Source organism: Brevundimonas sp. 1080 (assembly GCF_040545985.1).
Taxonomy (GTDB): Bacteria; Pseudomonadota; Alphaproteobacteria; order Caulobacterales; family Caulobacteraceae; genus Brevundimonas.
The window spans coordinates 301,672-322,600 of sequence record NZ_JBEPMW010000001.1 but is presented as its reverse complement, the minus strand read 5'-3'; the positions used below and the strand labels follow the sequence as shown (position 1 = coordinate 322,600).

Genomic DNA, 20,929 nt, shown 5'->3' with positions numbered 1-20,929 from the left:
GTCGAGCACCGTCAGCGTATCGAGCAAACGCTCTTGCGCTGTCGGGCTGTCAGGTGCTTGGATAACGAAGTTTCAGGTCGTGGGGGCCGCGCTTTTTCGCGTGTTAGAATAATGAAATCAGCTATTAAAGCAGTGGTCTGCGGGGTCATGACTGCAGTCGTTTTGAGCGGCGTACCCGCGCCGAGCTATGCGAAAGTGCAGCTCTCTGGCGCTACGCCGCCCGCCGCGACGGCGTTTGCCCGGCGGCCGGCGATCGCTTCGGTGGACGTTTCGCCTGACGGCAAGCACGTTGTCGCCGTAATTTCGCCCGACGGGGTGAAGCGTGTGGTGGCCTTATGGACCACGGCGGAACTGGACAAGGCGCCTTTTATTATCGGCTCTGACAATGAACGCGCAGACGTCGTCGGGGTGCAGTTCATCAAGAACGACAGAATTTTCGTCACGACGCAGCAGCTCAGGGACTTCAACCCTTTTAGCGGCCAGCGAGAGCGCAGCTTTCTCCAGCGGTCATTGGTGCTGACGTTAGACGGTCAGCCGGCCCGCAACTCGTTGCAGTTCGATGGCCTGGACGCCACGCAACAGGCAGTTGTGGGCGTTGGACGCTTGATCAGCGACCTGCCGCGCGATCCGCAAAATATCATTGTCGCCGATCCTATCAGAGGCGACAAATACAAGTTGAACCTCTATACAGGACGTGCGGAGCGCGTTGAGCGAGGCTCCGATCGCTTTAGTGGTGAAACCGCTGATCTGAACGGGGAAATTCGGGCCAAGTCGCAGTTCGACTTTGACAATGGCGCCGCTTACATCGGTCAGTGGCTAAAGAATCCTGACACTGGCGAGTGGGCTGAGCATTTCCGTTATTATGCCCGTGATCGCCAACCTGTCGAGATTGTCGGTTTTTCGAACGATCCAAACATCGTGTTTGTCAATAAGACTGAGGGGCGTGACCGTTCTGCGATCTACGAGTACAAAATTCGCGAACGTCAGTTCGGAGAAGTAGCCTTTGCTCACCCATTGTTCGACGCTGGGGGGGTCATACGTTCGAGATCACCAGCGGATTTCGGCGAGGTCGTAGGCTTTACATATGATGGAGAACGATCGCGCAGTTTCTATACAGATCCGGCGCTGGACCAAGCGTACAAAGATCTCCGCCAGGCCCTGAACATTACAACCGTGCCGGTATCGTGGACGGATATCGAGACAGGTGAGCGTAGTCGTTTCTCGGTTGGTGATGGCGCGGACATTTCGCTGTCGGCGACGTCCGATGATCGCTCAACAATTATCATTTCGAAGTCGGGACCGCGCGTCCCACCAGAATACTACATCCTGATAGGTGGTCGCGTGCGGTTGTTGGGCCGCGCCTATCCTGAACTGCAGGGTGCGCCGCTGGGTGAAACTACGCTGATTCAGTACGAGGCGCGTGACGGACTGATGATACCAGCGTTCCTGACCAAGCCGGATCCGGCGATTTATGGCGCCGGACCATATCCAACAATCATCACCCCACATGGCGGACCTTGGGCGCGAGACAATCTTGCGTGGGATGTCTCCGGTTGGACGCAATATTTTGCGGCGCGAGGCTACGCCGTTTTGCAACCGCAGTTTCGCGGTTCGCAAGGTTGGGGAGAGCGGCTGTGGCGTGCCGGTGACCGCGAATGGGGTCGCAAAATGCAAGACGACAACGACGACGGCGCCCGTTATCTGATCGCTCAAGGCGTTGCCGCGCCAGACCGGATTGCTATGCACGGCTATTCCTATGGCGGCTATGCGTCGATGATGGCGGCTGTGCGCTCGAACAATATCTATCAGTGCGCTGCAGCAGGGGCCGGGCCCGCCACGATCGCGCTATTCAAGAAGGGCACGTATAACAGCCGCTTCCTGCGAGAATTCCAGCATCCGACGGCGGATGGAGAGGATCCCCTGCGTCGGGTGAACGAGATCAATGTGCCCCTGTTTCTCTACACCGGCGACCGCGATACAAGAGTGCTGCCGGCTGAATCGGAGGCCATGGCTGCGGCCATGCGTGCGGCTGGCAAGCCGGTCAAGCTGACGATCCTGCCTGATATGGAACACACGTTGAACACGTGGACTCCGGCCAACTTCGCTAGCATCCTCACTAGTGTCGAGGACTTCATGAAAAACGACTGCGGCCCGGGCGGGCTTTGATCGTCCGATCATGGTAAGGCTAAGGGGTAGCCCCGGGGCTACCCTTTTTTTTTGTGTAAAGCTCCAGCAAAGCTGGCTTTTATGCTTTCGCACAGTCCGACTCACATTATCGCCGTAACCTTCTCTTAACCTTCATGGGCGCAATCCTTAACGCGCTCATAACCAAAGCGATTCGGCGGGGCGGTCGGTTGGTTTGAAGGGGCGGGTCAGCAGGTCGGAAACAGAAAATGTCGCTCTCATTGGTCAAGCCGCAACACACTGAACTGAAGCCCCGCATCGTCGTGTTCGGCGTCGGCGGCGCCGGCGGCAACGCCGTGAACAACATGATCGACGCCGGTCTCGAAGGGGTCGAGTTCGTCGTGGCCAACACCGACGCGCAGCACCTCAGCTTCGCCAAAACCGATCGCCGCATCCAACTGGGCGAAACCATCACCCAGGGTCTGGGCGCCGGCGCCCACCCCGAAGTCGGCATGAACGCCGCCGAGGAGTCCGCTGACGAGATCCATCAGCACCTAGAAGGTGCGCACATGGTCTTCATCACCTGCGGCATGGGCGGCGGCACCGGCACCGGCGCGGCCCCTGTCATCGCCAAATGCGCGCGTGATCGCGGCATCCTGACCGTCGGCGTCGTTACCAAGCCCTTCACCTTTGAAGGTCGTCACCGCATGCGTCTGGCCGACGCGGGCGTCGCCGAGCTGCAACGCTATGTCGACACCCTGATCGTCATCCCGAACCAGAACCTGTTCCGCGTCGCCAATGAGCGCACGACCTTCGCCGACGCCTTCGGCATGGCCGATCAGGTCCTGCACTCGGGCGTGCGCTCGATCACCGACCTGATGATCCTGCCTGGCCTGATCAACCTGGACTTCGCCGACGTGCGCGCCGTCATGTCCGAGATGGGCAAGGCGATGATGGGCACGGGCGAGGCCACGGGCGACGACCGCGCCCTGCTGGCGGCCCAGAACGCCATCGCCAACCCGCTGCTGGACGAGACCAGTCTGAAGGGCGCCAAGGCCGTGCTGGTGAACATCACCGGCGGTCTGGACATGACCCTGCTGGAAGTCGACGAAGCCGCCAACGCCATCAGCGCGGAAGTGGACGGCGACGCCAACATCATCTTCGGCGCCGCTTTCGACCCGGCCCTGGATGGCAAGATCCGCGTCTCGGTCGTCGCGACCGGCATGGACGAGGGCGAAGTGCGTCGCATCGAACCCATCGCGCCGCCGGCCGCCAGCGCGCCGCTGGCTGGTCATGACGCTCGCCGCTCGGCTGGTGGTCTGTATGGCACGCAAGCCTCGCGCGCCCCGGAACCGACCCGCGACGCCTACCGCGAGCCGGTCCGCGCAGAAGCCCCGCGCGCGCCTGAGCCCCGCATCGATGCGGCGCCGGTTGTGCCGACCTTTCAGGCCCCTGCCGCTCGCGAACCGGAACCGCGCCCCGAGCCGGTGATCCGCGTCGCCGAGCCGCAGCCGCGCGCTCTGGACCCTATCGTTGATCCCTGGGTCGAGGAATATGAGACCCGCGCGCCGGCCCCGCGCGTCGCGCCGCAAGGCGATCTCTATGAGCGCGCCGCGCCTGCGGCCCAGCAGCCCCAAGCCGACGAGGGTTACGACGACCGTGACCACCGCCGCAGCGGCTGGAGCCTGTTTGGTCGCGGCAAGCGCACCCAGCCTCAGCACGACATGTCCTATGCGCCGCAATCGTCGCATCAGGCACGCTCTTCGGCTCAACCGGTCCAACATCCAGAACCGGAGGCGGGACAGGCCGATGACGACCTGGAAATCCCATCCTTTCTCCGCCGTCTGGCCAACTAAACGTCCCAAATGACGATGAAACGCCCCGGAGCCCGCCTCCGGGGCGTTTCTCGTTCTCGGATGTGTCTCAGACCGAAACAATCCGAAACCGGACTTTGATTTCGCGCTTGCGGCATGACCGCTAGATGAAACCCAGGGCGCAATCCGCACGGCGTGCGGCGCGCAAAGGAAAGAGCGAGTTCAGGTTTGTCGGTCAGAAGCGACCATCACGAACGCACCATCGTCGCCCCGGCCATCATCGCCGGGGTCGGGGTGCACACCGGCCGCCGGGTGCGGCTGGCGGTTCGGCCTGCGCCATCTGGCACGGGCATCGTCTTCGTGCGTACCGACATCACCGACCGCGACAACCGCATTCCGGTGTCGGGCGAGGCCGTGGTTGACGCCCGCCTGAACACCATGATCGAGAACGGCGCGGGTGTTCGCCTGTCGACGATCGAGCATCTGATGGCCGCTTTCGCCGCCCTGGGCGTGTCGAACGCCGTGGTCGAGGTAGACGGACCGGAGCTGCCGATCCTGGACGGTTCGGCGCTGGAGTTCGTGAAGCTGCTGGATCGGGCAGGTTTCCGACCGCAGCCGACGCCGCAGCGCTATATCGAGATCCTGGAAACGGTCCATGTCGTCGAGGGCGACAAGCATGCGGCCCTGTTGCCGTGCGACCGCTATGAGATGCGGTTCGAGATCGACTTCCCCTCGGCCGTGATCGGCAATCAAGTGATCGACTTCGTCGTGGACGAACCGACCTTCCGCAAGGAGATCATGGCCTGCCGCACCTTCGGTTTCGCCCATGAGGTCGAGGCGTTGCGCAAGGCGGGCCTGGCGCGGGGCGGCTCGCTGGAGAACGCCGTAGTCATCGACGGCGACGAGATTTTGAATCCCGGCGGCCTGCGCATGGAACGCGAGTTCGTCCGTCACAAGGCGCTGGACGCCATCGGCGACCTGTATGTCCTGGGCGCGCCGCTGCTGGGTCGCTACGAAGGCTACAAGGCCGGTCACGCCCTGAACAATAAGTTGGTCCGCGCCCTGTTGGCCGCCCCGCACGCCTGGCGTGAAGTGACCCGCGTGCCGGAGCTGGCGCGCGCGGGCTAAGCCCCGATCACCGCAATCAATCGACCGAAGTCCGGCTCGCCGTGCTGGAAGGCGCGGCGGTTCGAATAGAACCGCTCTGCGTCCGCGCAGGTGTCGTGGCCGGTCCAGACGGCCTGGCCGACCCCCGCCTGCTGCAGCCGCCACAGGACAAAGCCGGGCAGGTCGAACTGGCGTTTGTCGTCGGACTCTCCGGGGTGGAAGAAGCGGTCGCTGCCAGGATCGTGGTGGGTGAAGCGATCTTCGAAATCGACGCCGACCTCATAGCTGGCGGGCGCGATGCAGGGGCCGACGACGGCGACCACCCGGCGAGGCTCGGCGCCCAGAGCCTGCATGGCGGAAACGGCGGAGTGGATGACGCCGCCCAGGGCGCCCTTCCAGCCGCCGTGGACGGCAGCGACGATGCGGGTCTCGGGATCGGCCATCAGGATCGGCGCGCAGTCGGCGGTCAGGACTGAACACAACAGGCCCGGCTCGGCCGAGACGACGGCGTCGCCTTCCGGCCGGTCGCCATGCCAGGGACCTTCGGCCACACGCGCCACGGCGGAATGGATCTGGTAGCAGCCGTTCAGATGATTGGCGTCGGCATTGAAATGGGCCGCGACGCGCCGGCGGTTTTCGGCGACGGCGGCCGGTTCGTCCTTGGAGCCGACGCCGGCGTTCAACCCTTCATAGATGCCGGTCGAGACGCCGCCCGCACGGGTGAAGAAGCCGTGGGCGATGCCGGCGGCGGTCAGAAGCGGGTGGGTGATGGGAGACAGGTCGCTCATGCCCCCACCTATATCAGGCGTCCCAGCCGGGCACGACCAGGGATCGGGGGGCGAAGATGGCGGCGGCCTTGAACAGGGTTCCCATCTGGTCGTCGCCGGTCAGCCGATCCAACTGGCGCGCAATGACGTCGGCGGCGGCGGGCCGGCCGGCTTTCAGCGCCTCGGCGCGCGCCTCGATGCCCAGCCGGCGCAGGAACTCGCCTTGGGGCAGGCTGCCGGTGACGTCGGCGCCGGTTCGCACCGCGCCTTCCAGCACCAGGGGGAAGTCGGCCCATTGGGTCAGGTCGGCTTCGCCTGGTGTTGCGAGGGGATCGACCTTCTGGTGACGACGCAAGGCCTGGAGCGTGTCGCCGGCTTCGGGGCGGGCGCGGCCATAGTCGATCAGCAGAGCGGCGCCCGAGGCGGCCTTCATCAACAGGCCGACGTCGCGGCCAAAGGCCGCCTGCTGGTCCGAAATTTCCAGAATGCCGCCCGGCGCGATCTCGAAGTCCGGCTTCTGAAAACCGCCGGAAATGGCGGTCAGGCCGAAGATCAGGTCGCCATCGTCTGTGACGCCGATGCGGCGCTCGGCCCAGCCGCCGTCGGTGCGGACGAACTGACGGGCGGGCATGCAGTCCAGCACCTCATTGGCGATCAGGATGACCGGGGCGTCGGTCTCGATCGCCGTCAGGCTTCGGACCCACCGCGGCGACAGGTCGGCGCCAGCAAGGGCCTTGGCCTGGAGATCGCGCAAGGGGGCGCTGGGTTCGATCAGGATCAGATCGCAGGCTTCAAGAAAGCCCGGGACCAGGCGGGCGGCGCGCAAGGCGTCGCTCATCAACGTGCCGTCGCCGGGGCCGACCTCGACCAGGCGGAATCGCTCTGGCGCGCCCAGCCGGTTCCAGGTTTCGACCGCCCACAGGCCGATCAGCTCGCCGAACATCTGGCTGACCAGGGGGGCGGTGATGAAGTCGCCACGCGCGCCCAAATCTGGACGCGACGCATAGTAGCCGCCCTTGGGATCGTGCAGGCAGCGGGTCACGTAGTCGGCGACCGTCATCGGAGCCGTCAAAGCGATCTCGCGCGCCAGACGGGCCTTGAGGGTTTCGGTCTCGCTCATGCCTCAGCGGCAGCCGGCGGACGCTTCCACGCGCGCCAGATCAGCCAGGCGCCGACCAGGATCATCGGGATCGACAGCATCATTCCCATGGTCAGGCCGAACGGGAAATCTGGCATGCCGATATCCGGCTCGCGCACATTCTCCAGCGCCGCGCGGCAGACGCCATAACCGACCAGGAACAGGCCGGTGATATAGCCGGGCTTCTTCAGCAAGCCGAACTTCCAGATCGCAATGGAAAGGACGGAGAAGAGGACGATCCCCTCAAGACCCGCCTCATAGAGCTGGCTGGGATGGCGGGGCGCATCGCCCGCGGGGCAGAAGCCGTACATCTGTTCGATGCGGGCGTTGCAGAAGCGCACGGCCCAGGGGACGGTCGTCTCGCGGCCCCACAGCTCGCCGTTGATGAAGTTGGCCAGACGACCGAACATCAGGCCGATCGGCACGACGGGCGCGACCAGATCGCCGAGGCGCAGCATGTCGATCTTCTGCGACCGGGCATAGAGGACGATGGCCAGGCAGACGCCCAGGAAGCCGCCGTGGAAGCTCATGCCGCCGGTCCACAGCTGGAACAGTTCGAACCGCTCGCCCAGCGTCTGGCCGGTGAACAGCTGGCCGTACATGGCCGGCTTGTAGAAGAGGGCGTAGCCGAGGCGGCCGCCCAGGATGATGCCCAGCACGATCCACAGCACCAGGTCGTCCAGTTGCGTCGTGGTGACAGGCGGCTTGCCGGGCGCCCATAGCCGCTGGGTCTTGGCCAGGCGCGCGGCGTACCACCAGCCCAGCACGATGCCGGCGACATAGGCCAGGGCGTACCAGCGGATCGGAAGCGGTCCGAGGTGGATCAGGACCGGATCGAATTCGGGAAAGGGCAATGGGCGTTCCTGTGCGGGACTGTCTTTGACAGCGGTTTAGCAAGCGTCGCCGCCGTCGTCGCCTGTGAAGACGCATCACGACGCCTTGATGGCGCCCGCGAAGCAGCAGAAAGAAAGGTTTCGTTCACCATAGTCGGTGAACCTTCGTTAACGACGTTGAGGTCGGAGCCGCCATGCAGACCCGCAATCCCATTCTGGACGAGTTCGCCAAGCTGACGACCGGCGCCATGGGCCTGGCCCAGGCCGCAGGCGAAGAGGCCAAGACCGCCTGGCGCGCCCAGGCTGACCGGATCGCCGCCGAAATGGACCTGGTCCGTCGCGACGAGTTTGATGTTCTGAAGGACGAGATCGCGGCTCTGCGAGCTGAGATCGCAGAGCTGAAGGCCGCCCAAAAGCCGGCTGCAAAGCCCGTGAAGGGAACGTCCACAGATGGAACTCAACCCGGGGACGCAGCCGGTTGAGCCGAATCTGCGAACAGGCTTACCGTTCTGTTAACGCCCGCGATTCTCGCGGACGCAGCGTGAAAGACACTTGATGGACATCGCCCGGCCCGAGGAAGTGGACGTGCCCTTCGACCCGCTTGAGGTCGTCGAGCATGTGCTCACGGCCGAGAATCTTCCGTTCGACCGCACCGACGATGGCGACCTCGCCTTTGCTCTGGCCGGCGACTGGAAGGACTATGAACTGTGGTTCGCCTGGCGTCCCGAAGGCGACTGTCTTCAGCTGTGCTGCGCGCTGGATCTGAAGGTGGCCAAGAGCCGCAAAACGGCCGCCTATGAACTGGTCGGCCTGATCAACCAGCGCACCTGGATGGGTCATTTCGAGGTCTGGGCCGAGGACGGGGAGATCGTCTTCCGCCATTCGCTGGCCTTGCCGATGGGCGAGCGCCCGACCTTGGCCCAGGCGGCGTCGATGATCGACGCGGCCATCGAGGCTTCGGATCGCTACTACCCCGCCTTCGACTTCATGGTGCGCGGGAACAAGAAGCCGCAGGAGGCGATCGACGCCTGCCTGTTCGAGACCGTCGGCACCGCCTGATGCCAAGCGCGGAATCCGTGGCGGGGCCCGTCGTCCTGGTCGGCTGCGGCCGGCTGGGGTCCGCCATTCTGGAAGGCTGGCTGCTGACCGAGACGGTGGCGGCGTCCGACCTGATCATTCTCACCCCCTCGGAAAAGCCGGCGGCCGAGACGGCGCGGGCCAAGGGCGCGCGGATCAATCCGCCGCTGGAGGTCCTGACCGAGGCGGCGATCATCGTTCTGGCGGTTAAACCGGCGCTGTGGCGCGAGGTCATGGCTCCGCTGGCGCCGTTCATGAATGACCGAGCCGTCATTCTGTCGGTCATGGCGGGCGTGACGGCGCCGACCTTGGCCGAAGGTCTAGGAGGCTGGCCCATCGTGCGGGTGATGCCGACGACCGGCGTGTCGCGCGGGCGCGGCGTTGCCTCTGTCTGGTCGGCGGACCGGCGCGCTGAGGGCATCGGGCGGGCGTTGTTTGAGCCGATGGCCGAGACGGTCGTGCTGGCCGACGAGGCGCTGATGGATGCGGCGACAGCGGTGGCCGGGTCAGGCGCAGCCTATTTCTACGCCTTCACCGAAGCGCTGGCGCGGGCCGGGGAGGCGGCGGGTCTGGATGCGGCGACGGCGGATGTGCTGGCGCGCGCGACCCTGAGGTCCGCAGCCGACTCCATGGGTGACGACGCGCTGGAAGCCCTGATAGGCCGCATCGCCTCGCCTGGCGGCTCGACCCGCGCCGGGCTTGACGCCATAGCGAAGGACGGCCGCCTCACGGCGATGCTGGACGAGACGGTCGCGGCGGCGGTCAGGCGCAACCGTGAGATGGGCTAGAAGCGTCCGCGCTCGATCTGATCGCCGAAGCGCTCGAACGCGCGGTCGGCGTCGCGCCAGACGCTGTAGCCCCAGACGTCGTTGATGCTGGGCGTGAAATAAGAATAGTCCACGGGCCGCGTCGCCCCGTCCGCCATCACAATCTCACCCTTGATGGCCGCGCCGCCGATCGACACGCTGCGGATCGGGTCGAGGCCGGGCGTCTGACGGACCTGTTCGAACGTCGGACGGTTGGGCTTCAGGTCGACCAGGACCAGATTGGCGGTCGCGCCCGGATAACGCTGGGCCAAGGCCTTTCCGACCTCGGCCTGAAGGCCGGCGATCTGTTCGTTGACCTCGCGGTCGCCGAGCTTTTCGACCTCGCGCTGAAGCTGCGGCCCGACCGTGACGTTCACCGTCGGCGCTTGAGCCTGAGCCATGGCGGCGACGGCGAGTGTCGCGGCCAGAGGTGCAAAGAAGGCGAATTTACGCATCGAAATCATCTCCAAGCCCTGTCGCCATCAAGATGACCCTTGCAGCGTTGTTTCGCCAGACCCTGCTGACGAAAGCTTTAAAGCCTTAGGCGGATTCAGCCACGGTGACCGCGCCGGGGATGCGGATGGTCGCTTTCAATCCGCCCAGTTCGCTACGATCCAGGGTGACGTCGCCCCCGTGGCCGCGCGCCACGTCGCGCGCGATGGCCAGGCCCAGACCGACGCCCTTGCGGTTCTGGTTGCGAGAGTCGTCCAGGCGCGAGAAGGGCCGGAAGGCCTCGTCGTACATGGCTTCGGGAATGCCGGGTCCGTCGTCCTCGACGATGATTTCCAGCCCGCCTGACGCCAGGGCGCGGGCCGACAGGCGCACATTCTCGCCATGCGAGGCGGCGTTGCCGGCCAGGTTCACCAGGGCGCGCTTGAAGGCGAGGGGGCGAACGGAGGCGGTCAGGCCATCAGCCACGACAACCTCGACCTCGGCGCCGGCGCGTTTTGCATCCTCGCCTGCCGCCTTCAGCAGGTCGGAAATCGACACAGGCTTGGGCGGTTCGCCCGCTTCGCCACGGGCGAAGTCGAGGTATTCGTCGATCATATGCTCCATCTCGTCCAGGTCGCCCCGCATGGCGGACTGCCGCTTGAACGGCGGAGCCAGAGCCAGTTCGAGACGCAAACGGGTCAGGGGCGTGCGCAGGTCGTGGCTGACCGAGGCGAGAAGGGCGGTGCGCTGATCGATGTGGCGCTGGATGCGGTCTCGCATGGCCATGAAGGCGACGGCGGCGGCGCGAACCTCGCGTGCACCGTGCGGCTTGAACCGAGGCACGGTCTCGCCACGCCCGAAGGCCTCGGCGGCGTCGGCCAGACGCTCGATGGCGCGGACCTGATTACGAATGAACAGAATGGCGACGCCCATCAACAGAACGGTGGCCACCGCCAACCACAGGACGAAGATATGGGCCTGGGTCGCCACCGCGCGCTCGCGTGGGGCGATGATGCGCAGCACCCCTTGCGGCTCCTGCACCTGAATGTCGACGTAGGCGGGATAGCGGGTGGTGTCGAACCAGTAGGGGCGGTCGAGACGCGCGTCCAAGGCCTTGTCCAGCACCCGGTCCACCACGCCGATAGCGCCGCGGCGTTCTTCCGTCGGAAGGGTGCGCCCATCCTGAAGCACGATGGACAGGGACATGGATCGCTCGGCGCGATTGGCCAGCTTGTCCAGGTTCGCCGGGCTGGGGTCGTCCTCATAGCTTTCGACGGCCCAGGCGATGTCGCCGGCCAGGCCTTCGGACAGGCGCGCGGTCACCGTTTGCCAGTGGGCGTCGAAGAAGACCCAGGTCACCGCCATCTGCATCACCAGCACCGGCAGGACGATGATCAGCAACGACCGACCCCACAGCGAGGTCGGCAGGCGCCGCTTCAGAAATCGCGGCCACAGATAGGCGGGCAGAAGCCGCATCGGCTCAGTCGGGAGCCAGCATATAGCCGACGCCGCGCACGGTCTGGAGATAGCGCGGGTTCTTGGGATCGACCTCCAGCTTGCGGCGCAGGCGCGTCACCTGGACGTCCACGGCGCGGCCAGTGATGTCGGCGGTGTCGGGCGACAGGCTCATCCGCTCGACCGGAGCATGGGCATGAAGCGCCAGGGTCTTGAGCAACTGCGCCTCGGCTTCGGTCAGGCGCTGGGGCGCGCCGTCACGGCTCAACTCCAGCCGTTCCATGTCGAAGACGGCGGTGCCCAGCTTGATCTCCTTCGGACCGATCGGCTTGCCGCCGGTGCGACGCAGGATGGCGTCGATGCGGAGCACCAGTTCGCGCGGTTCGAACGGCTTGGACATATAGTCGTCGGCGCCGCGCGAAAGACCTTCGATACGGTCTTCAGGATCGCCGCGCGCGGTCAGCAGCAGGACCGGCGTTTTGGACAGTTCGGCTTTGTTGCGGACCCAACTGGTCAGGTCCAGGCCGCTTTCGCCCGGCATCATGACGTCCAGCACGACCAGGTCGAACTCGATCAGCTCCATCATCCGCTTGGCGGCGGCCGCGTGCGCGGCGCCCGTCACGCGATAGCCTTCGCGCGCCAGGAATTCCTTCAGCAGTTCGCGGATGCGATCGTCGTCGTCGACAATCAGCAGATGGCGGCCGACGCCGGGGCCGGCGATGGGGCCTGAGCGGCCATGCGAACGCGATTCCGTCATGCTCATGCGACGTTTCCCCCGCTTGCGGCGTTGACCTGAGCGATTCGTGCGGCTCTAAGACCGTCAGTTTCGCGGGAGACGTATTTCAATGGCCTTCGTTCCTTTCGACGATCGTGACGGCTTCATCTGGGTGAATGGCGATTTCGTCCCCTGGAGGGAAGCGAAAACGCACGTTCTGACCCATGCCCTTCACTACGGCTCGTCGGTCTTTGAGGGTGAGCGTATGTACGGCGGCGAAATATTCAAGCTGACGCAACATTCCGAGCGCCTGAAGCGGTCCGCCAACCTGCTCGATTTCGAGATACCCTACAGCGTCGCTGAAATCGACGCCTTCTGTAAGGAAACCTGCGCCAAGAACGGTCTGACGGACTGCTATGTGCGTCCCGTCGCCTACCTGGGCCCGGAACAGACCAGCGTTTCGGCCCTGAACAACAAGGTCCACCTGGCCATCGCCGTGTGGGACTGGCCCAGCTATTTCGACCCGGAGGTCAAGGCGCGCGGCCTGCGTCTGGAATGGTCCAAGTGGCGTCGTCCCGATCCGGCGACGGCCCCGACGACGGCCAAGGCGGCGGGTCTGTATATGATCTGCACCATGTCGAAGAACGCCGCAGAGCGTCGCGGTTTCGCCGACGCCCTAATGCTGGACTGGCGCGGTTATGTCGCCGAGGCGACCGGCGCCAACGTCTTCTTCGTCAAGGACGGCGTCATCCATACGCCGAACGTCGAGCACATCCTGGACGGCATCACCCGCCAGACGGTGATCGAGATCGCCCGCGAGAAGGGCATCGAGGTCGTGGTGCGCGAGATCAAGCCGGAAGAGCTTTCGGACTTCACCGAATGCTTCCTGACCGGCACGGCGGTCGAGGTGACCCCGGTCGCCGAGGTGGGCGAATACCGCTTCACCCCCGGCGCCCTGTCGCTGGATCTGATGGATCACTACGGCAAGCTGGTGCGCGGCCAACTGTAAGCCGAGGCGCGACGACAGGAGGAGGGCGGTCCGTTAAGGGGCCGCCCTTTTTCGTTTCTCTTGCCAGCCGCGTCACTTTGTCCTTGAAGCGAATACAGACCGGCAGGCGCGCCGGGTGCGGGGATCGTTTTCCATGTTCAGCCTCCTGAACCTCCAGAGCCTTCTGGGTCTGGTCGTCATCGTTGCGGTCTGCTGGGCGATCTCGGAGAACCGCAAGGCCTTCCCCTGGCGGCTGACCATCGGCGCGATCCTGGTGCAGGCCGGGCTGGTGCTGGCCCTGTTCGCCATTCCGGGCTCGCAGGCGGTGCTGGCTGCGGTGACGGGCGCGGTGGACGGTCTTGCGGTCGCCACGACCGAGGGGACCAAGTTCGTCTTCGGCTATCTGGCCGGCGGGGACCAACCCTATGCAGTGTCCAACCAAGGCGCGCTTTTCACATTCGCCTTCCAGGTTCTGCCGCTGATCCTGGTGATTTCCGCCCTGTCGGCCCTGCTGTGGCACTGGAAGATTCTGAAGTGGATCACCCTGGGCTTCGGCTTCCTGTTTCAGAAGACGATGGGTCTGGGCGGCGCATCGGCCCTGGCGGTCGCGGCCAACATCTTCCTGGGCATGATCGAAAGCCCGATCGTGATCCGCGCCTATCTGGACAAGCTGACGCGGTCCGAAATCTTCCTGATGATGGTGGTGGGCCTGGCGACAGTCGCCGGTTCGACCATGGTGGCCTATGCGACCATCCTGTCGCCGGTGCTGCCCAATGCGGCGGGGCACGTGCTGGTGGCTTCGATCGTGTCGGCGCCGGCCGGCGTGCTGCTGGCGCGGATCATCATCCCCGAGAAAGAAGGTATGGGCGGCGCAGTCGCCGACTATGATTCGGCCCTGAAATACGACAGCGCCATCGACGCCATCGTGAAGGGCACGTCCGACGGCCTGATGGTCGTGCTGAATATCTCGGCCGTACTGATCGTGTTCGTGGCCTTGGTCGCGCTGGTCAACGTCATGCTGGGCGGGTTCGTCATGTTCGATGCGCCCCTGACCGTTGAGCGGATGCTGGGATGGATCTTCGCGCCGGTCGCTTGGCTGACCGGGGTAGAGTGGAAGGACGCCGACGTCGCCGGCTGGCTGCTGGGCGTCAAACTGACCCTGACCGAGTTCGTCGCCTTCATCGACCTGGGCAAGGTGCCGGCCGCAGACATGACCGAGCGCACGCGCATGCTGATGACCTACGCCCTGTGCGGCTTCGCCAATATCGGCTCGGTCGGCATCACCGTCACCGGCCTGTCGGTCCTGATGCCCGAACGCCGCGAAGAGGTGCTGGGCATGGTCTGGAAGGGTCTGTTCGCCGGTTTCCTGGCCACCTTGATGACCGCGGCCATCGTCGGCGCGATGCCCAGCGTCGTCTTCGGCTAGAACACGCTCAGCGCGGCGTGAATTTGCGGATGACGCCGGAGAAGGTCATCAGCAGACGCTCGCCGGTATTGATCTGACCTCGCACGAAGATCAGGCTCTTGCCCGCCTTGGTCACCTGGCCTGTGGCCTCGATCAGTTCGCCGACATAGCCCCCGTCGATGAAGGTGGAGTCCAGCTGGACCGTGACGCCCGAGGCCCCCTCCATCTCCTGATAGGCGATCTGGAACATGGCGATGTCGGCAAAGGTCATCAGGCAGCCGCCGTGCATCCGCCCGCCTGCATTCATGTGCTTCTGCTCGGCGCGGAAGGCGCAGCGCATGTGCCCGTCGGGATCCGGCTTGCCGAAGAAGGGGCCGACCACCGTGTCGAATGTGTCGTGCAGATCGTAGGTCTGCCAGCCGGCGAACTCGCCCTCGGTGATGGTGATTTTCTTGGGCATGCAGACTCGGCCTTACTTATGGGCGTGCGTTGCAGCATATAGGCGCAATGAGCGACCCGATCGAAACCGCAATCCTGAACAAAATTGCCGCGCTTGAGCCCGGCAAGAGCATTGAGCCGGCGGAAGTGGCCAAAGAGCTACAGCCCGAGCAGTGGCAGCGCATGCTGCCCAAGGTTCGCGCGACCGCTTTGGGCCTGATGCGCCAGGGCAAGCTGACCATCACGAAGAAGGGCAAGGCGGTCGATCCGGATAACTTCCGCGGCGTCACGCGCCTTCGTCAGGCGACCAAGGAAGAAACGGCCCTGGCGTTGAGCCGCCGTCCGCCGGTCGTCGAGGGCGATGACGACTGATCTCGACGAGATCCTGAGCGACATCCGCGCCTGCCGCGCCTGCGCGGGCGTCCTGCCGCACACGCCGCGCCCGGTGGTGCGGGTCTTTCCCGAAACGCGGCTGCTGATCTGCGGCCAGGCGCCGGGACGACGCGTCCACGAGAGCGGCCTGCCGTTCACGGATCCCTCGGGCGATCGTCTTCGTGATTGGATGGGCGTGGACTATGAGACCTTCTACGCCGACCCGCGCATCGGGGTGGCGGCCCAGGCCTTCTGCTATCCAGGCACCGCGCCGAAAGGCGGCGACTATCCACCGCCGACACGCTGTGCGGAACTGTGGCGACCACAGTTGCTGGACGCCCTGCCACAGATGGAACTGACCCTGCTGGTCGGCGGCTATGCCCAGGCGTGGGCGCTGGGCGACAGGGCCAAGCGGACCATGACCGAGACGGTGCAGGCGTGGCGGGAGTATGCACCGGATCTGCTGGTGCTGCCGCATCCGTCGTGGCGCAATACGGCCTGGCTGAAGAAGAATCCGTGGTTCGAGGCGGAGGTGCTTCCCTATCTCCGGGAACGGGTTCAGCGCATTCTGACTTCTGCAAATCCGGCGGCCATTCGCTCCAGCGAGAAGGACTCGCCGGTGGTATCATGAGCGCTGCTTGGGACACATGGCCTTGATCGCCTCCAGACTTATGCCGCTGACCGCCGCGCTCATTCTGTCGGCCTGCGCCGCACCCCACATTCAGCCGCCGTTGACGCCGCCGCCGGGCTTTGTCGGCGCCCATGTCGAGGATCGGGCGCTGGTCATGTCGGACGGCGCGCGCCTGCCGTATCTGCACTGGGGGCCAAAGGATGGGGCGCCTTGGGCGGTGATCGTGGCCCTTCACGGCATGAACGATCACGACGCCAGCTTCCGCTTGGCCGGACCCTGGTGGGCCGAGCAGGGGATCGAGACCTGGTCCTACGACCAGCGTGGCTTCGGCGGGGCGCCGGGGCGGGGCGAATGGGCCGGGCAGCAGCGGATGACGGATGATCTGCGCGAGATCACCGCGATGGCGCGCGCCCGCTATCCCCATGCCGTCATCGCCGTGGTGGGCGAGAGCATGGGCGGGTCGGTGACGGCGGCGGCTTTCGGCTCCGACAATCCGCCGGATGCGGACCGGATCGTGCTGCTTGCCCCCGGCGTGTGGGGTTGGTCGACGCAAGGACCGTTGAACAGCACGGCGCTGAACATTGCGGCGCGGGCGCTGGGCGACGTGGCGCTGGAGCCGCCGGAGTTCATCACGCGCGACATCCACGCCTCTTCGAATACGTTGGAGCTGATCCGCAACGGGCGCGATCCGATGAGCATCCTCGCGACGCGGTTCGACACCGTCTATGGGCTGGTCGACCGGATGGAGGCCTCATCGCGCAGCCTGGGCAGCATTCGGGGCGACGCCATCCTGATGTACGGCGCCCACGACGAGGTGGTGAAGAAGGGGCCGATGAAGGCGGCGCTTGAGCGGGCCGAGCGGGAGGGCGGAACGCTGCGGACCGCCTGGTATCCGAACGGCTGGCATCTGCTGAACCGCGATCTGGACGCCGAGATCGTCTATCGCGACGTCGTCTCGTGGTTGAGAGACCCGAAAGCCCCTCTGCCGTCCGGTGCGCCGGCGGTTTTGCCGCAGCTTCAGGCGGGCAGGGCGCGCCCTTAGGCGGGTCTTAACGCGACGTTTACCATCCAGGCGGCATTTTCTGCCTAGCGGGGCGTTCGTGTCTCCCGCGAGTAGGGGGCGGGGACGCGTGGGCGGCTTCACAGCGGCGTTGCAGAAGTTCGGGATCGGCCGTCTGGCTGCGGTCCTCGGCGTCGCCGCAGGCGTGGCCGCCGTGCTGGTCGCCGTCATGCTGCGCATGGGCCAAGCGCCCGACGCGCTTCTCTATTCCAACCTGGATCTGCGCGAGGCCAGCGAGATCAGCGCCGCCCTGGATCAGGCCGGCATCAAATATTCCTCCAAGGGCGACGGTTCGACCATCATGGTCAACCGCGACGAGGTCGGCACGGCGCGGATGCTGGTCGCGGGCAAGGGCTTGGTCACGTCCGGATCGGTTGGTTACGAGCTGTTCGACAGCCAGTCGGTGCTAGGCCAGACCGAGTTCCAGCAGCAGTTGAACGAACAGCGCGCCCTGCAGGGCGAACTGTCGCGCACCATAATGTCCATGCGCGGCATCACAGCCGCCCGCGTCCACATCACCATGCCGCGCCGCGAGATGTTCACCTCGGCCGCCGGCGAACCGACCGCCGCCGTGCTGGTGGGCTTGGGCGGGCGCGATCTCACGAGCGATCAGGTGCGGGCGATCCGCAACCTGGTGGCCTCATCCGTGCCGAACCTGAAGCCCGACCGCGTCACCGTGGCGGACCAGACGAACCGCACCCTGGCGGCCGGCAGCGACGACGGAACCTTCACCTCGGCCTCCGCCGCCGAGGCCAAGGGCAATACCGAGAGCCAGCTTCAGGCCCGCATCAAGGACATCGTCGAAGGCGTCGTCGGCGCCGGCACCGCTCGCGTCCAGGTGACGGCCGACATCGACCAGAGCCGCGCAACGACCCAGGAAGAAAAGTTCGATCCCGATGGTCAGGTCGTGCGCTCGACCACGACCAACGGCTCGCAATCCGCAGACAACAGCGCCCAGCCCGACGGCGGCGTGACCGCGACGAACAACATCCCCGGAGGAGCTGCGCCCGGCGCGACGCCGGCCGGTTCGACCAACTCGGAGAATGCCGAGACGACCAACTACGAAATCTCCAAGACCACGACGACCACGACCAAGGAGCCGGGCGAGGTGAAGAAACTGGCCGTCGCCGTCGCGGTCGACGGTAAATGGACGCCGGCCAAGGACGGCAAGGGCGAGCCGACCTATGCGCCGCGCACGGCTGAGGAGATCGCCCAGATCAAGTCGCTGGTCGCGGCCGCCGCCGGCATCGACGAGGCACGCGGCGACAAGATCGAGGTCATCAACGTCCGCTTCAACCACGACACGGGCATCGAGGGCGGTCTGGACGGCAAGTCGTCGCTGCTGGACTTCTCCAAGAACGACATCATGCGTTTCGTCGAGCTGGGCATTCTGACGGTCGTCGCCCTGCTGCTGATCTTCTTCGTGCTGCGTCCTCTGCTGAAGACGGCGGCGGGCGGCGGGGCCAATCTGCCGGCGCTGGCGGGCGCCAACGGCGTGCCGGTCACCACCGTGGCGACCACGGTGATCGGCCCGGACGGCCAGCCTCAGTTGGTTCAGCTGCCGGCGCCCAGCGAGATGGAACAGAAGATCGACATCGCCCGCATCGAGGGTCAGGTGAAGGCGTCGTCGGTCAAGAAGGTCGCTGACTTCGTTCAGTCGCATCCCGATGACGCGGCCGGCATCCTGCGGACCTGGGTGGCCGAAGGCTGATGGCGAAGCTGGTCAACAAGAAAGCCTCGATCGACGATCCCAACAAGCTGTCGGGGCCGGAGAAGGCCGCCGTCATCCTGCTGGCGCTGGGCGAAGAGCATACCGCACTGTGGGAGCGGCTGGACGACGACGAGGTCAAGGAAATCTCCCAGGCCATGGCGACCCTGGGCAACGTCAGCGCTGAGGCCGTCGAGGCCCTGATGATCGAGTTCGTCTCGGGCCTGTCCGGTTCGGGTTCGGTCATGGGCAGCTATGAGCAGACGCAAAAGCTGCTGGCCGCCTTCCTGCCCAAGGATCGCGTCGATGGCCTGATGGAGGAAATCCGGGGTCCGGCTGGTCGCACCATGTGGGACAAGCTGGGCAATGTGAACGAGGCCGTTCTCGCCAACTATCTGAAGAACGAATACCCCCAGACCGTCGCCGTGATCCTGTCCAAGGTGCGCTCGGACCACGCCGCCCGCGTCCTGACCAGCCTACCGGAAGACTTCGCCTTGGAATGCGTTCAGCGGATGCTGCGCATGGAGCCGGTGCAGCGCGAGATCCTGGACAAAATCGAGGCCACGCTGCGCACCGAGTTCATGTCGAACCTGGCGCGGACCTCCAAGCGCGACAGCCACGAAATGATGGCCGACATCTTCAACAGCTTCGACCGCCAGACTGAGGCCCGCTTCATCGGCGCCCTGGAAGAGCGCAATCGTGAATCGGCCGAACGCATCCGCGCCCTGATGTTCGTCTTCGAGGATCTGTCCAAGCTGGATCCGGGCGGGGTGCAGACCTTGCTGCGCGCCGTGGATAAGGATTCGCTGGGCCTGGCGATGAAGGGCGCGTCGGAAGGGCTGCGCGAGATGTTCTTCTCCAACATGTCAGAACGCGCGTCCAAGATCATGCGCGAAGACATGGAGTCGATGGGGCCGGTGCGTCTGAAGGACGTGGACGCCGCTCAGATGGCCATGGTCCAGGTCGCCAAGGATCTGGCCGCCAAGGGCGACATCATGCTGGCCGGTCAGGGCGCCGACGACGAGTTGATCTACTGACATGACCCAGTCCCCTGAGATCCGGCGCCTCTTCGCCTTCGATACAGAGTTCGACGCGGACGGCACGGTCGTGCGCCCCGGCGCCTGGACGCCGGCCAAGCGCTCCTATCTGCCGGCCGAGGTCGAGGCCCTGGTCGCCCAGGGGCGTCTGGAAGCGCGCGAACAGGCCCTTAGCGAGGTCGAGAACATCCGCGCCATGGCCCTGAGCAATATCGCCCAGGCCGTCGCATCGGCCATGCCGACCCTGAAGGCTGTGGCCCAGGCGCACCGCGAACAGGCCGCTGACCTGGCCCTGGCTGCTGCGCGCACCATCGCCGGGGCCGCTCTGGACCGGTTTCCGCATGCGCCGCTGAAAGCCGCTTTGGAACTGTTAGCGCAGGAAATCGACGCCTCGCCGCGTCTGGTCGTTCGCGCCTCAGGCCTGGATGACGAGGCGCGCGGCCTGATCGAGCGCGCCTGCGCCGACAGCGGCTTTACCGGCGTGGTCGCCTTCCGCGATGAACCGGGCATGGCCCAGGCCGCCTTCCAGCTGGAATGGGCCGACGGGCGCGCTGATCACGATCCGCAAGGCTCGGCCGACCGCGTCGCTGAGGCCCTGACCGCCGCCCTGGCCGCCGAGGCCGGACACGCCGAAACCCTTCCCGTCGAAAGGAGCATGTTCTGATGGCATCCGACGACCTGGCGCTGGAGGAATTCTCCGGCCTTTCGGGCCTGCCGCCCCTGGACGACAGCGGCGAAAAGAGCGCCGCCGACCTGGCGACCGTCTTTGACGTGCCGGTCAACATCTCGGCCGTTCTGGGCAAATCGCACATGTCGGTGGCCCAACTGCTGAAGCTGAACAAGGGCTCGGTGCTGGAGCTGGACCGCAAGGTCGGCGAGGCGATCGACATCTTCGTCAACAACCGCCTGATCGCGCGCGGCGAGGTCGTCGTCGTCGACGACCGGCTGGGCGTGACCATGACGGAAATCATCAAGACCGAGGATTCGGGCGCCTGATTGGCGACCGGCTTTAGAGATTAGAG

22 protein-coding genes are annotated in these 20,929 nt (G+C 65.4%); 15 read left to right on the top strand and 7 right to left on the bottom strand.

The window, feature by feature from the left end; translation table 11 throughout:
* Window positions 1-111 precede the first annotated feature (111 nt).
* From ABIC32_RS01690 to lpxC, 3 genes are all read left to right on the top strand, one after another.
* Entirely contained in the window at window positions 112-2,166 is a 2,055-nt protein-coding gene (locus ABIC32_RS01690; protein ID WP_199061583.1) for an alpha/beta hydrolase family protein, read from the top strand.
* Between the two features lie 227 nt (window positions 2,167-2,393).
* Window positions 2,394-3,980, top strand: coding sequence for a cell division protein FtsZ (gene ftsZ / locus ABIC32_RS01685; RefSeq protein WP_354071886.1), 1,587 nt, complete (start codon window positions 2,394-2,396; stop codon window positions 3,978-3,980).
* A 186-nt stretch (window positions 3,981-4,166) separates the two neighbouring features.
* Window positions 4,167-5,066, top strand: a complete 900-nt coding sequence (gene lpxC / locus ABIC32_RS01680) for a UDP-3-O-acyl-N-acetylglucosamine deacetylase (RefSeq protein WP_354071884.1) — start codon at window positions 4,167-4,169, stop codon at window positions 5,064-5,066.
* On the opposite strand, the gene pgeF is transcribed toward lpxC, so the two are convergent.
* From pgeF to lgt, 3 genes are read right to left on the bottom strand one after another with little or no spacing between them, the layout of a single operon-like run.
* Entirely contained in the window at window positions 5,063-5,833 is a 771-nt protein-coding gene (gene pgeF / locus ABIC32_RS01675; protein WP_354071882.1) for a peptidoglycan editing factor PgeF, read from the bottom strand. The genes lpxC and pgeF overlap by 4 nt on opposite strands.
* A gap of 13 nt (window positions 5,834-5,846) precedes the next feature.
* Window positions 5,847-6,932: a class I SAM-dependent methyltransferase gene (locus tag ABIC32_RS01670; protein ID WP_354071880.1), complete on the bottom strand. Its 1,086-nt coding sequence runs from the start codon at window positions 6,930-6,932 to the stop codon at window positions 5,847-5,849.
* On the bottom strand, window positions 6,929-7,804 hold the full coding sequence (gene lgt, locus ABIC32_RS01665; protein ID WP_039246902.1) for a prolipoprotein diacylglyceryl transferase: 876 nt from the start codon (window positions 7,802-7,804) through the stop codon (window positions 6,929-6,931). The genes ABIC32_RS01670 and lgt overlap by 4 nt, the downstream gene beginning before the upstream one ends.
* 173 nt (window positions 7,805-7,977) lie before the next feature.
* Between lgt and ABIC32_RS01660 the strand changes: the two genes are divergently transcribed.
* The 3 genes from ABIC32_RS01660 to ABIC32_RS01650 all read left to right on the top strand — a co-directional run bounded on the left by ABIC32_RS01660 (window position 7,978) and on the right by ABIC32_RS01650 (window position 9,648).
* The gene (locus ABIC32_RS01660) at window positions 7,978-8,265 is read left to right on the top strand and encodes an accessory factor UbiK family protein (protein ID WP_017504504.1); all 288 of its coding nucleotides are present in this window, start codon (window positions 7,978-7,980) and stop codon (window positions 8,263-8,265) included.
* A gap of 73 nt (window positions 8,266-8,338) precedes the next feature.
* Entirely contained in the window at window positions 8,339-8,842 is a 504-nt protein-coding gene (locus ABIC32_RS01655) for a type III secretion system chaperone family protein (RefSeq protein WP_017504503.1), read from the top strand.
* Between the two features lie 17 nt (window positions 8,843-8,859).
* On the top strand, window positions 8,860-9,648 hold the full coding sequence (locus ABIC32_RS01650; RefSeq protein ID WP_354071877.1) for a pyrroline-5-carboxylate reductase family protein: 789 nt from the start codon (window positions 8,860-8,862) through the stop codon (window positions 9,646-9,648).
* Here the strand turns inward: ABIC32_RS01650 and ABIC32_RS01645 are convergent.
* The 3 genes from ABIC32_RS01645 to ABIC32_RS01635 form a co-directional block, all read right to left on the bottom strand.
* Window positions 9,645-10,121, bottom strand: a complete 477-nt coding sequence (locus tag ABIC32_RS01645) for a hypothetical protein (RefSeq protein WP_354071875.1) — start codon at window positions 10,119-10,121, stop codon at window positions 9,645-9,647. The genes ABIC32_RS01650 and ABIC32_RS01645 overlap by 4 nt on opposite strands.
* An 85-nt stretch (window positions 10,122-10,206) precedes the next feature.
* Entirely contained in the window at window positions 10,207-11,574 is a 1,368-nt protein-coding gene (locus tag ABIC32_RS01640; RefSeq protein ID WP_354071873.1) for a sensor histidine kinase, read from the bottom strand.
* 4 nt (window positions 11,575-11,578) lie between these two features.
* Entirely contained in the window at window positions 11,579-12,310 is a 732-nt protein-coding gene (locus ABIC32_RS01635; protein ID WP_369814635.1) for a response regulator, read from the bottom strand.
* Between the two features lie 88 nt (window positions 12,311-12,398).
* Here ABIC32_RS01635 and ABIC32_RS01630 point away from each other — a divergent pair, with 88 nt between their 5' ends.
* Both ABIC32_RS01630 and ABIC32_RS01625 read left to right on the top strand, forming a co-directional pair.
* Window positions 12,399-13,277 carry a branched-chain amino acid aminotransferase gene (locus ABIC32_RS01630; RefSeq protein WP_045810405.1) on the top strand — a complete coding sequence of 293 codons (879 nt, stop codon included), beginning with the start codon at window positions 12,399-12,401 and terminating at the stop codon, window positions 13,275-13,277.
* 133 nt (window positions 13,278-13,410) lie between these two features.
* Window positions 13,411-14,682 carry a NupC/NupG family nucleoside CNT transporter gene (locus ABIC32_RS01625; protein ID WP_354071870.1) on the top strand — a complete coding sequence of 424 codons (1,272 nt, stop codon included), beginning with the start codon at window positions 13,411-13,413 and terminating at the stop codon, window positions 14,680-14,682.
* 7 nt (window positions 14,683-14,689) lie between these two features.
* Here ABIC32_RS01625 and ABIC32_RS01620 read toward each other — a convergent pair whose 3' ends face one another.
* Window positions 14,690-15,121, bottom strand: coding sequence for a PaaI family thioesterase (locus ABIC32_RS01620; RefSeq protein WP_354071868.1), 432 nt, complete (start codon window positions 15,119-15,121; stop codon window positions 14,690-14,692).
* Between the two features lie 47 nt (window positions 15,122-15,168).
* On the opposite strand from ABIC32_RS01620, the gene ABIC32_RS01615 reads away from it, so the two are divergent.
* The 7 genes from ABIC32_RS01615 (at window position 15,169) to fliN (ending at window position 20,903) form a co-directional block, all read left to right on the top strand.
* Window positions 15,169-15,471 carry a DUF3253 domain-containing protein gene (locus tag ABIC32_RS01615; protein ID WP_354071866.1) on the top strand — a complete coding sequence of 101 codons (303 nt, stop codon included), beginning with the start codon at window positions 15,169-15,171 and terminating at the stop codon, window positions 15,469-15,471.
* A complete protein-coding gene (locus tag ABIC32_RS01610; protein ID WP_354071864.1) occupies window positions 15,461-16,102 on the top strand; it encodes a uracil-DNA glycosylase family protein in 642 nt (213 codons plus the stop codon). Before ABIC32_RS01615 ends, ABIC32_RS01610 begins: the two co-directional genes overlap by 11 nt.
* 16 nt (window positions 16,103-16,118) lie before the next feature.
* Entirely contained in the window at window positions 16,119-17,144 is a 1,026-nt protein-coding gene (locus ABIC32_RS01605; protein ID WP_354071862.1) for an alpha/beta fold hydrolase, read from the top strand.
* Window positions 17,145-17,232: 88 nt separating this feature from the next.
* Window positions 17,233-18,873 carry a flagellar basal-body MS-ring/collar protein FliF gene (gene fliF, locus ABIC32_RS01600; RefSeq protein WP_354071860.1) on the top strand — a complete coding sequence of 547 codons (1,641 nt, stop codon included), beginning with the start codon at window positions 17,233-17,235 and terminating at the stop codon, window positions 18,871-18,873.
* Window positions 18,873-19,907 carry a flagellar motor switch protein FliG gene (fliG, locus tag ABIC32_RS01595; RefSeq protein WP_039246914.1) on the top strand — a complete coding sequence of 345 codons (1,035 nt, stop codon included), beginning with the start codon at window positions 18,873-18,875 and terminating at the stop codon, window positions 19,905-19,907. Before fliF ends, fliG begins: the two co-directional genes overlap by 1 nt.
* A 1-nt stretch (window position 19,908) precedes the next feature.
* The gene (locus ABIC32_RS01590; protein ID WP_295174347.1) at window positions 19,909-20,571 is read left to right on the top strand and encodes a FliH/SctL family protein; all 663 of its coding nucleotides are present in this window, start codon (window positions 19,909-19,911) and stop codon (window positions 20,569-20,571) included.
* Complete coding sequence (fliN, locus tag ABIC32_RS01585) at window positions 20,571-20,903, top strand: flagellar motor switch protein FliN (protein WP_039246916.1); 333 nt, start codon at window positions 20,571-20,573, stop codon at window positions 20,901-20,903. Before ABIC32_RS01590 ends, fliN begins: the two co-directional genes overlap by 1 nt.
* The last annotated feature ends 26 nt before the right edge of the window (window positions 20,904-20,929 follow it).

Excerpts from the sequence above, each read along its gene's own strand:
- ABIC32_RS01690 (WP_199061583.1), top strand. The coding sequence starts at position 112 with ATGAAATCAGCTATTAAAGCAGTGGTCTGCGGGGTCATGACTGCAGTC.
- ftsZ (WP_354071886.1), top strand. The coding sequence starts at position 2,394 with ATGTCGCTCTCATTGGTCAAGCCGCAACACACTGAACTGAAGCCCCGC.
- pgeF (WP_354071882.1), bottom strand. The coding sequence starts at position 5,833 with ATGAGCGACCTGTCTCCCATCACCCACCCGCTTCTGACCGCCGCCGGC.
- ABIC32_RS01670 (WP_354071880.1), bottom strand. The coding sequence starts at position 6,932 with ATGAGCGAGACCGAAACCCTCAAGGCCCGTCTGGCGCGCGAGATCGCT.
- ABIC32_RS01660 (WP_017504504.1), top strand. The coding sequence starts at position 7,978 with ATGCAGACCCGCAATCCCATTCTGGACGAGTTCGCCAAGCTGACGACC.
- ABIC32_RS01655 (WP_017504503.1), top strand. The coding sequence starts at position 8,339 with ATGGACATCGCCCGGCCCGAGGAAGTGGACGTGCCCTTCGACCCGCTT.
- ABIC32_RS01645 (WP_354071875.1), bottom strand. The coding sequence starts at position 10,121 with ATGCGTAAATTCGCCTTCTTTGCACCTCTGGCCGCGACACTCGCCGTC.
- ABIC32_RS01640 (WP_354071873.1), bottom strand. The coding sequence starts at position 11,574 with ATGCGGCTTCTGCCCGCCTATCTGTGGCCGCGATTTCTGAAGCGGCGC.
- ABIC32_RS01635 (WP_369814635.1), bottom strand. The coding sequence starts at position 12,310 with ATGACGGAATCGCGTTCGCATGGCCGCTCAGGCCCCATCGCCGGCCCC.
- ABIC32_RS01630 (WP_045810405.1), top strand. The coding sequence starts at position 12,399 with ATGGCCTTCGTTCCTTTCGACGATCGTGACGGCTTCATCTGGGTGAAT.
- ABIC32_RS01625 (WP_354071870.1), top strand. The coding sequence starts at position 13,411 with ATGTTCAGCCTCCTGAACCTCCAGAGCCTTCTGGGTCTGGTCGTCATC.
- ABIC32_RS01620 (WP_354071868.1), bottom strand. The coding sequence starts at position 15,121 with ATGCCCAAGAAAATCACCATCACCGAGGGCGAGTTCGCCGGCTGGCAG.
- ABIC32_RS01615 (WP_354071866.1), top strand. The coding sequence starts at position 15,169 with ATGAGCGACCCGATCGAAACCGCAATCCTGAACAAAATTGCCGCGCTT.
- ABIC32_RS01610 (WP_354071864.1), top strand. The coding sequence starts at position 15,461 with ATGACGACTGATCTCGACGAGATCCTGAGCGACATCCGCGCCTGCCGC.
- ABIC32_RS01605 (WP_354071862.1), top strand. The coding sequence starts at position 16,119 with ATGGCCTTGATCGCCTCCAGACTTATGCCGCTGACCGCCGCGCTCATT.
- fliG (WP_039246914.1), top strand. The coding sequence starts at position 18,873 with ATGGCGAAGCTGGTCAACAAGAAAGCCTCGATCGACGATCCCAACAAG.
- ABIC32_RS01590 (WP_295174347.1), top strand. The coding sequence starts at position 19,909 with ATGACCCAGTCCCCTGAGATCCGGCGCCTCTTCGCCTTCGATACAGAG.
- fliN (WP_039246916.1), top strand. The coding sequence starts at position 20,571 with ATGGCATCCGACGACCTGGCGCTGGAGGAATTCTCCGGCCTTTCGGGC.